At 51.6% G+C, this 9558-nt stretch carries 5 protein-coding genes, 3 rRNA genes and 1 riboswitch; of the genes, 6 read left to right on the forward strand and 2 right to left on the reverse strand.

Annotation, left to right across the window (positions count from 1 at the left end; translation table 11 throughout):
* Window positions 1-12: 12 nt before the first annotated feature.
* The 6 genes from rimI (at window position 13) to rrf (ending at window position 7245) form a co-directional block, all read left to right on the forward strand.
* Window positions 13-528 carry a ribosomal protein S18-alanine N-acetyltransferase gene (gene rimI, locus SK3146_RS22535; protein ID WP_249860887.1) on the forward strand — a complete coding sequence of 172 codons (516 nt, stop codon included), beginning with the start codon at window positions 13-15 and terminating at the stop codon, window positions 526-528.
* A 3-nt stretch (window positions 529-531) separates the two neighbouring features.
* A complete protein-coding gene (tsaD, locus tag SK3146_RS22540; RefSeq protein ID WP_249860888.1) occupies window positions 532-1596 on the forward strand; it encodes a tRNA (adenosine(37)-N6)-threonylcarbamoyltransferase complex transferase subunit TsaD in 1065 nt (354 codons plus the stop codon).
* 113 nt (window positions 1597-1709) lie between these two features.
* The gene (locus SK3146_RS22545; RefSeq protein WP_249860889.1) at window positions 1710-1889 is read left to right on the forward strand and encodes a hypothetical protein; all 180 of its coding nucleotides are present in this window, start codon (window positions 1710-1712) and stop codon (window positions 1887-1889) included.
* Between the two features lie 212 nt (window positions 1890-2101).
* Window positions 2102-3644: ribosomal RNA gene (locus SK3146_RS22550) — 16S ribosomal RNA — on the forward strand.
* Window positions 3645-3922: 278 nt separating this feature from the next.
* Window positions 3923-6972, forward strand: a 23S ribosomal RNA gene (locus SK3146_RS22555).
* 156 nt (window positions 6973-7128) lie between these two features.
* Window positions 7129-7245, forward strand: a 5S ribosomal RNA gene (gene rrf, locus SK3146_RS22560).
* The 16S, 23S and 5S rRNA genes sit together here, the layout of an rRNA operon.
* A 323-nt stretch (window positions 7246-7568) precedes the next feature.
* Here rrf and SK3146_RS22565 read toward each other — a convergent pair.
* The gene (locus SK3146_RS22565; RefSeq protein WP_375295590.1) at window positions 7569-8240 is read right to left on the reverse strand and encodes a polysaccharide deacetylase family protein; all 672 of its coding nucleotides are present in this window, start codon (window positions 8238-8240) and stop codon (window positions 7569-7571) included.
* A gap of 165 nt (window positions 8241-8405) precedes the next feature.
* Window positions 8406-9218 (reverse strand): stalk domain-containing protein, encoded by an 813-nt coding sequence (locus tag SK3146_RS22570; RefSeq protein WP_249860890.1) that lies wholly within the window; start codon window positions 9216-9218, stop codon window positions 8406-8408.
* A riboswitch (cyclic di-AMP (ydaO/yuaA leader) is annotated at window positions 9218-9360 on the reverse strand. Its footprint overlaps the gene before it by 1 nt.
* Window positions 9361-9558: the final 198 nt, after the last annotated feature.

The raw sequence follows: 9558 nt of genomic DNA on the forward strand, positions 1-9558 counted from the left end.
GGAGGCTTCTTCATGGAACTCGGCGAGAGTATGGAAGCCCTAAGCCCTCTGGAATTTCGCTCCATGACGACGGAAGATATTCCGGCTATTTGCGAAATCGAGCAGGAGGCGTTTACGACGCCTTGGACGGCAGGGGCATTTCAAAATGAATTGACGAACAACCAATTCGCGCGGTATATGGTTATGGAATGCGACGGCGAAGTGGCCGGATACGGAGGCATGTGGCTGATCATGGAGGAAGCCCATGTGACGAATGTAGCGGTTAAGGAAAAATATCGCGGCAAAAAGCTAGGCGAGCGCCTTATGCGCGAGCTGCAGAAGACGGCGAGCTTTTTCGGCGCGGTTCGTATGACGCTGGAGGTGCGGCCTTCCAATTTGGTGGCCAAAAACCTGTACGAAAAGCTAGGGTTCTATTCGGTCGGCGTCCGCCGCGGCTATTATACCGACAACCGGGAAGACGCTATTATTATGTGGGCCGATCTGCCCAAATATCAACATAATACATTGAACGAATTAACAGGGGATTAATCTATGAAAACAACCGATTCGATGGAGACGGCAAGCGGGCTTCATCCTGATAAACCGACGTATATACTGGCAATTGAAACGAGCTGCGACGAAACTTCCGTTGCGATTGTAGCGGATGGCGCGACGATTTTGTCCAATGTGGTATCGAGCCAAATCGAAACCCACCGGCGTTTCGGAGGCGTCGTGCCTGAAGTCGCTTCGCGGCAGCATGTGGAGACGATCACCTGGATTATCGAGGAGGCGATCGGCAAAGCGGGGATTCAGCCGTCCGAGCTATCCGCCATTGCCGTTACGCAAGGACCGGGGCTTGTAGGCGCATTGTTGGTCGGGCTGGTAGCGGCAAAAACGCTGGCATGTGCGCTGGATCTGCCGCTGATCGGAGTGCATCATATCGCGGGGCATATTTACTCCAACCAGCTCGTGCATGAGCTGCAGTATCCATTCGTATCGCTGGTTGTGTCCGGCGGACATACCGAGCTGGTATACGTGGAGTCGGAAGGCCGATTCCGGATTATCGGGCAGACGCGCGACGATGCCGTCGGCGAAGCCTACGACAAAGTAGCCCGTGCGCTCAAGCTGCCCTATCCCGGCGGTCCGCATATCGACCGGCTCGCTCATGAGGCGGAGGAAGGGGTGCCTCTGCCGCGCGCATGGCTGGAGCCGGAATCATACGATTTCAGCTTTAGCGGGCTGAAATCGGCGGTGCTCTCCGTCTTGAACCAGGCGAACATGAAAGGGCAGCAGCTTGCGGCGCAAGCTGTAGCCAAGGGCTTCCAGGACTCGGTGCTCGACGTGCTGGTGGAGAAGGCGTTACGCGCCGTCGCTGCTTGTGGCGCGAAGCAGCTTGTGCTGGCGGGCGGGGTCGCCGCCAATAAAGGATTGCGCGAGCGGCTTGCCGCGCGCTGCTCAGAAATCGGCTTGCCGCTGCTTGCGCCTCCTCTTAGTCTCTGCACTGACAATGCCGCGATGATTGCCGCCGCAGCCTTTCTAAAATGGCGGCGCGGCCAGTTCTCGGCATTGGATATAAAGGCCGAGCCATCGCTCAAGCTGGAAGAATGGTCTGTGTAAACAACGAAGCGGCCCGGCCGATTTCGGCCGGGCCGCTTCGTTGCGCCGGGACATGTCGAACGGTGCGCAATTAGCTGCAAGGCCGCTGTCTAAGAATCTGTTTGCACCAGCGATTGAAGAATCGAAATAGGCATCGCGGCGAAGCCTTCGCTACGCTCAATAGAGAAGCAGCAGCCGCTGCGAAATCTTGGTTTGAAAAAAATATTAAAATAAAGCTTGCAATCGTTGCTCGAATTTGGTACATTACTACTTGTCGCTTCGGCGGCGGGCAAGTTTTAAGAAGAAGCAAATGAAATCTTCGAAAAAAAAGCTTGCAAAGAGATAGGCGAATATGATATATTAGTCAGGTCGCTTTCGACGGATGTCGAAAACGAACGAAGATTGTCCTTTGAAAACTGAACAACGAGTGAGTGTTAAATAGAGAATGCAAATTCTCGCTAGCATTGAATTTTGAGCTTAAGACAAGCTCTGTTATAACGAAAGGTGCTTCGGCGCCGGTCGTACTTTAATGGAGAGTTTGATCCTGGCTCAGGACGAACGCTGGCGGCGTGCCTAATACATGCAAGTCGAGCGGACTGTTCCTTCGGGAGCGGTTAGCGGCGGACGGGTGAGTAACACGTAGGCAACCTGCCTGTAAGATCGGGATAACTATCGGAAACGATAGCTAAGACCGGATAGCTGGTCTTCTCGCATGAGGAGATCATGAAACACGGGGTAACCTGTGGCTTACGGATGGGCCTGCGGCGCATTAGCTAGTTGGTAGGGTAACGGCCTACCAAGGCGACGATGCGTAGCCGACCTGAGAGGGTGATCGGCCACACTGGGACTGAGACACGGCCCAGACTCCTACGGGAGGCAGCAGTAGGGAATCTTCCGCAATGGACGCAAGTCTGACGGAGCAACGCCGCGTGAGTGATGAAGGTTTTCGGATCGTAAAGCTCTGTTGCCAGGGAAGAACGCCTTAGAGAGTAACTGCTCTAAGGGTGACGGTACCTGAGAAGAAAGCCCCGGCTAACTACGTGCCAGCAGCCGCGGTAATACGTAGGGGGCAAGCGTTGTCCGGAATTATTGGGCGTAAAGCGCGCGCAGGCGGTCATTTAAGTTTGGTGTTTAAGCCCGGGGCTCAACCCCGGATCGCACTGAAAACTGGGTGACTTGAGTGCGGGAGAGGAAAGTGGAATTCCACGTGTAGCGGTGAAATGCGTAGAGATGTGGAGGAACACCAGTGGCGAAGGCGACTTTCTGGACCGTAACTGACGCTGAGGCGCGAAAGCGTGGGGAGCAAACAGGATTAGATACCCTGGTAGTCCACGCCGTAAACGATGAGTGCTAGGTGTTAGGGGTTTCGATACCCTTGGTGCCGAAGTCAACACAGTAAGCACTCCGCCTGGGGAGTACGCTCGCAAGAGTGAAACTCAAAGGAATTGACGGGGACCCGCACAAGCAGTGGAGTATGTGGTTTAATTCGAAGCAACGCGAAGAACCTTACCAGGTCTTGACATCCCTCTGAATCCCCTAGAGATAGGGGCGGCCTTCGGGACAGAGGAGACAGGTGGTGCATGGTTGTCGTCAGCTCGTGTCGTGAGATGTTGGGTTAAGTCCCGCAACGAGCGCAACCCTTGACTTTAGTTGCCAGCATTCAGTTGGGCACTCTAGAGTGACTGCCGGTGACAAACCGGAGGAAGGCGGGGATGACGTCAAATCATCATGCCCCTTATGACCTGGGCTACACACGTACTACAATGGCCGGTACAACGGGAAGCGAAGCCGCGAGGTGGAGCGAATCTTTAGAAGCCGGTCTCAGTTCGGATTGCAGGCTGCAACTCGCCTGCATGAAGTCGGAATTGCTAGTAATCGCGGATCAGCATGCCGCGGTGAATACGTTCCCGGGTCTTGTACACACCGCCCGTCACACCACGAGAGTTTACAACACCCGAAGTCGGTGGGGTAACCCGCAAGGGGGCCAGCCGCCGAAGGTGGGGTAGATGATTGGGGTGAAGTCGTAACAAGGTAGCCGTATCGGAAGGTGCGGCTGGATCACCTCCTTTCTATGGAGTCCATGGTGACTGTAGGTCATCGGACATAAGCAACTAACAGTTGCACAATAGTTGACAACGGACATCGACGAGCTCGATGTAACAGTTGCAACGCCACTCACTCGTTGGTCAGTTTTGAGAGGACAAAGACGCCCCGAAAGGGAAGTCGATGTGTATCTCAAATAACACTGACAACTGACGTCAAGAACTTGATGTAACAGTTGCAGATTGTTCCTTGAAAACTAGATAACGAAACGAAATGCGTAGAGCAATACAACGTGTATTAGCATGGTTAAGCTAATAAGAGCACACGGAGGATGCCTAGGCGCTAGGAGCCGAAGAAGGACGTGGCGAACGACGAAATCGCCTCGGGGAGCCGTAAGCAGGCTTTGATCCGGGGATATCCGAATGGGGGAACCCAGCTGAGGTAATTCTCAGTTACTCACATCTGAATACATAGGGTGTGTAGAGGCATACGAGGGGAACTGAAACATCTAAGTACCCTCAGGAGAAGAAAACAAAAGTGATTCCGTCAGTAGCGGCGAGCGAAAGCGGAATAGCCCAAACCAGAGAGCTTGCTCTCTGGGGTTGTGGGACGTCAATGTAGGTGCAGCAGGGTAGATGAAGCGGTCTGGAAAGGCCGGCCATAGAAGGTAAAAGCCCTGTAATTGAAATTCTGCGAACACCTTAGACGGATCCCGAGTACCGCGAGACACGTGAAACCTCGTGGGAAGCAGGCAGGACCATCTGCCAAGGCTAAATACTCCCTAGCGACCGATAGTGAAGCAGTACCGTGAGGGAAAGGTGAAAAGAACCGCGGGAGCGGAGTGAAATAGAACCTGAAACCGTGTGCTTACAAGAAGTCAGAGCCCGTTAATGGGTGATGGCGTGCCTTTTGTAGAATGAACCGGCGAGTTACGTTCCCGTGCAAGGTTAAGGTGAAGAGCCGAAGCCGCAGCGAAAGCGAGTCTGAATAGGGCGACGAAGTACGTGGGCGTAGACCCGAAACCGTGTGATCTACCCCTGTCCAGGGTGAAGGTGCGGTAACACGCACTGGAGGCCCGAACCCACGAATGTTGAAAAATTCGGGGATGAGGTGGGGGTAGCGGAGAAATTCCAATCGAACTCGGAGATAGCTGGTTCTCCCCGAAATAGCTTTAGGGCTAGCCTCGGGAGATGAGTAGTGGAGGTAAAGCACTGATTGGGTGCGGGGCCCGCCAAGGGTTACCAAGTCCAGTCAAACTCTGAATGCCACATACTTTATCCCGGGAGTCAGACAGTGAGTGCTAAGATCCATTGTCAAGAGGGAAACAGCCCAGACCATCAGCTAAGGTCCCCCAGTGTGTGTTAAGTGGGAAAGGATGTGGAGTTGCGCAGACAACCAGGATGTTGGCTTAGAAGCAGCCACCATTGAAAGAGTGCGTAATAGCTCACTGGTCGAGTGACTCTGCGCCGAAAATGTAACGGGGCTAAACACACCACCGAAGCTATGGCTCGCGTCACCTTCATTGCATCTTTGAGGTTTCCGTTTAGACACGGGACATTCGCCAGATTCTACTTTATAAGTAGATTCAAGGAATCTGGCTAAATGCACCCAGGGCTAAACGCGCAGCTTCGAGGCTGGAATGAAGGTGACGCAGGGGTAGGGGAGCGTTGTATGTAGGTAGAAGGTGTACCGTAAGGAGCGCTGGACAGCATACAAGTGAGAATGCCGGTATGAGTAACGAAAAGATCAGTGAGAATCTGATCCGCCGAAAGCCTAAGGGTTCCTGAGGAAGGCTCGTCCGCTCAGGGTAAGTCGGGACCTAAGGCGAGGCCGAAAGGCGTAGTCGAAGGACAACAGGTTGAAATTCCTGTACCACCGTGAACCGTTATGAGCAATGGGGTGACGCAGAAGGATAGTGACGCGGGCTGATGGATGCCCGTCCAAGCAGAGAGGCTGATGTGTAGGCAAATCCGCACATCATAAGGCTGGTCTGTGATGGGGAGTGAAAATAACAGTAGCGAAGGTCATGAGTTCAGGCTGCCAAGAAAAGCCTCTAGCCAGGGAGAAGGTGCCCGTACCGCAAACCGACACAGGTAGGCGAGCAGAGCATGCTAAGGCGCGCGGAAGAACTCTCGTTAAGGAACTCGGCAAAATGACCCCGTAACTTCGGGAGAAGGGGTGCCTCGGTAGGGTGAATAGCCCGAGGGGGCCGCAGTGAAAAGGCCCAAGCGACTGTTTAGCAAAAACACAGGTCTGTGCGAAGCCGCAAGGCGAAGTATACGGGCTGACGCCTGCCCGGTGCTGGAAGGTTAAGGGGAGTGGTTAGGGAGCAATCCCGAAGCTATGAACCGAAGCCCCAGTAAACGGCGGCCGTAACTATAACGGTCCTAAGGTAGCGAAATTCCTTGTCAGGTAAATTCTGACCCGCACGAATGGCGTAACGACTTGGGCGCTGTCTCAACGAGAGATCCGGTGAAATTTTAATACCTGTGAAGATGCAGGTTACCCGCGACAAGACGGAAAGACCCCATGGAGCTTTACTGCAGCTTGATATTGGACTTTGGTACGATCTGTACAGGATAGGTGGGAGCCTAAGAAGCATGAGCGCCAGCTTGTGTGGAGGCGACGTTGGGATACCACCCTGATCGTATCGGAGTTCTAACCTGGTACCGTAGATCCGGTATGGGGACAGTGTCAGGTGGGCAGTTTGACTGGGGCGGTCGCCTCCTAAAGTGTAACGGAGGCGCCCCAAGGTTCCCTCAGAATGGTTGGAAATCATTCGAAGAGTGCAAAGGCAGAAGGGAGCTTGACTGCGAGACAAACAGGTCGAGCAGGGACGAAAGTCGGGCTTAGTGATCCGGTGGTACCGAATGGAAGGGCCATCGCTCAACGGATAAAAGCTACCCTGGGGATAACAGGCTTATCTCCCCAAGAGTCCACATCGACGGGGAGGTTTGGCACCTCGATGTCGGCTCATCGCATCCTGGGGCTGAAGTAGGTCCCAAGGGTTGGGCTGTTCGCCCATTAAAGCGGTACGCGAGCTGGGTTCAGAACGTCGTGAGACAGTTCGGTCCCTATCTGTCGTGGGCGTAGGAAATTTGAGAGGAGCTGTCCTTAGTACGAGAGGACCGGGATGGACGTACCGCTGGTGTACCAGTTGTTCCGCCAGGAGCATGGCTGGATAGCTACGTACGGACGGGATAAGCGCTGAAAGCATCTAAGCGTGAAGCCCCCCTCAAGATGAGATTTCCCAGTAAGTAAGACCCCTTGAAGACGACGAGGTAGATAGGTTCGGGGTGGAAGCACGGCAACGTGTGGAGCTGACGAATACTAATTGGTCGAGGGCTTAACCAAATAAGCCCCACAAAGTGAAGATGATGCTTCGAAGCAGATTCCAAGTACTTTCTCGGGGCCCGGAAACAAACCGGGAAGAACAAATAACCATTGCTCGCTACGCGCACAAGTTTCGTATCTAGTTTTCAAGGCGCAAGCCTTGAACAAGCTATACCGTTTGGTGATGATGGCGGAGGGGAACCACGCGTTCCCATCTCGAACACGACCGTTAAGCCCTCCAGCGTCGATGGTACTTGAACCGAAGGGTTCTGGGAGAGTAGAACGTCGCCAAGCAAAAAGCAGTTGATCTTACGCAGATCAGCTGCTTTTTTTATTGAGCTATATTAAATTACAATCGTCTCCGATCACTTAAAGATTTACCTCAAATATAATATTCACCGCTTTATTTGCTAATTTTCATTTCAGTAAGTCTACGGCCAGGATAAGTCATCTACTGCGTTTTTGGGCAGCCTGCTTTTATGCTATTAGGTCGATTGCTCGAATCGGAACCGCTATTCTTTCATATTTGCTTTGCGTAAAGCCAAGGGTATGTTATTGTCCATGAGGCTTATGCATGAGCACTCGGCGAAGACCGGGGAAATCCTGCGACATTCTGGCTATTTCTTCGTTTTGTTAATTAAATCGGTCACGGTTACGAATTGATAACCTTGCTTTTTCAACTCTGGCAGTATGATTTTTAAAGCGGCAACGGTTTGGGAACAATCGCCCTCCAAATCATGGAACAAAATGATGTCCCCATTATGAACATTGGAAAGCACGGTTTTTACGATTTTATTCACACCAGGCCGTTTCCAATCTTTCGTATCCTGATACCAGGACCACATAACGACAGTAAGTTTATCTTCTTTTGTCATGTTCAGCAGCGCATCGTTGTAAAAACCGCCTGGCGGGCGAAATACATGGGGAATTTGCTCCGTTATATCGAATATAACTTCCTGGGTTTGCCGGATTTCATCCACGAGCTTTTGCGGCGAGACGTTCTTTAAATAATGGTGATCAAAGGTATGATTTGCAATCTCATGTCCTTCATTGACTTCCCTGATCGCGATGGCCGGGTACATCTGAACCCTTTTACCAAGAACGAAAAAAGTAGCTTTCGCTTGATGCTCCTTTAATAAATCCAGAATTTGCGGGGTGTATACCGGGTTCGGCCCGTCATCGAATGTTAAAGCAATCAGTTTCTGATCCGTCTCGACATTCCAGACCACTTCGCTGCTCGGTTTGTTGGAAGCCGCGGTCGTCAAGATCAGCAGGAAGCCGCATACCATAAGTTTAAGCAGCATCTTGTGCACAATATCCCTCCCCATTGAACTCGTTTCCTTAGATTTTGCACAGGGGAAAAAGAATATACAAAAAAGCAGCTGCTGCAAGCAACTGCCTTAAGTGGAAAAAAACTTTCTGGGCGACAATATCTTTCCGCTAATCGCCATTTCTCATTTCAATACATAAATTTTAACTTGCTGAATACCGAACTGCGTTGCTTTTGTCTTGTCATCGGGAACGTAAATATCGATCTTGTTGCCTTTGATGGCGCTGCCTGTATCCGAAGCTGTCGCATACATGCCTCCGGCCGGCAGGCCGTCATAATTGTAGCCTTCAATGTACACTTTAGAACCTAACGGGATGATCGAAGGATCAACGGAAATCGTGCCAACCTGAAGCGGATTACCGAAATAGTCGATGCTCGGATGACCTCCATTTTCCGAAGGGGATCCGGTGTAGGCGGTCGCTTTTCCCTCTATTACCTTCTGATAGGCAGGGGAATAGCAAGCCGGAGCGTGATATTTACCATCCTCATCTAAAATAGCGATGTGATTGTCAGCGTCCCACTGCATTTGGATCTTGAGTGTATCGGCTAGCAATCGGACGGGAATGTAAGCACGGCCGTTGACCATCTGGGGTGCCGACTGGAGAGTAATAGGCTGATCGTTCAGACTGGCAGAGGTTTGTCCCGTTGTAAATAGAAAAGTGTTGCTTTTGTTCGAAAGTGTAATTTTCAGCGCGTCCCCTTGCTGCTCCCAATGTGCTTCATAGCCCAGCTTCTCGCTTACAAAACGTACAGGTACTTGCAGTTGGCTAGCGCCGTCCACAAAAGGCTGAGCGTCCGGAAAAGCGATCAGCTCATCGTTCACCTGAACTTTGTAACCGTTTTCCGGCGGTGGAGCCGCCTGTGCCGCATAGGCAGAAGTCATCAAAGAAAGCAGTATTGCCGATGACAATACTAGGCTTTTTGCAAAATGCTTCATATGTCCCTCCCTGGGCCTCCGAGGTTAGTTGACGGATTCGGGAAGAGGTATCTCCCTAGCTTGGATACGCTCCAAGCATTCACCCCATTTAAAATCGTCCCCCGTACAAACGAGAATAAGTTTGATTCGGCATTTTTAGAAATTATCATAGAATCGCGCTTAGTTCAATGTATAAAATCAACCAGTAACTCCCTTTTAATGGTTATACTGTATGTGTGCTATTCGTAAGATGGGCAAAATGAAATGAAGTTGCCGTCGTAGAACCTTTATTATAGAGGCAATCGCTTTAATTTTGTTTAAATTACGAACTGCTCAGGACATGGAAGAATTGCGGGAAATG

The sequence above is a fragment of the Paenibacillus konkukensis genome, assembly GCF_023523925.1.
In the GTDB taxonomy this organism is placed as follows: Bacteria; Bacillota; Bacilli; order Paenibacillales; family NBRC-103111; genus Paenibacillus_S; species Paenibacillus_S doosanensis.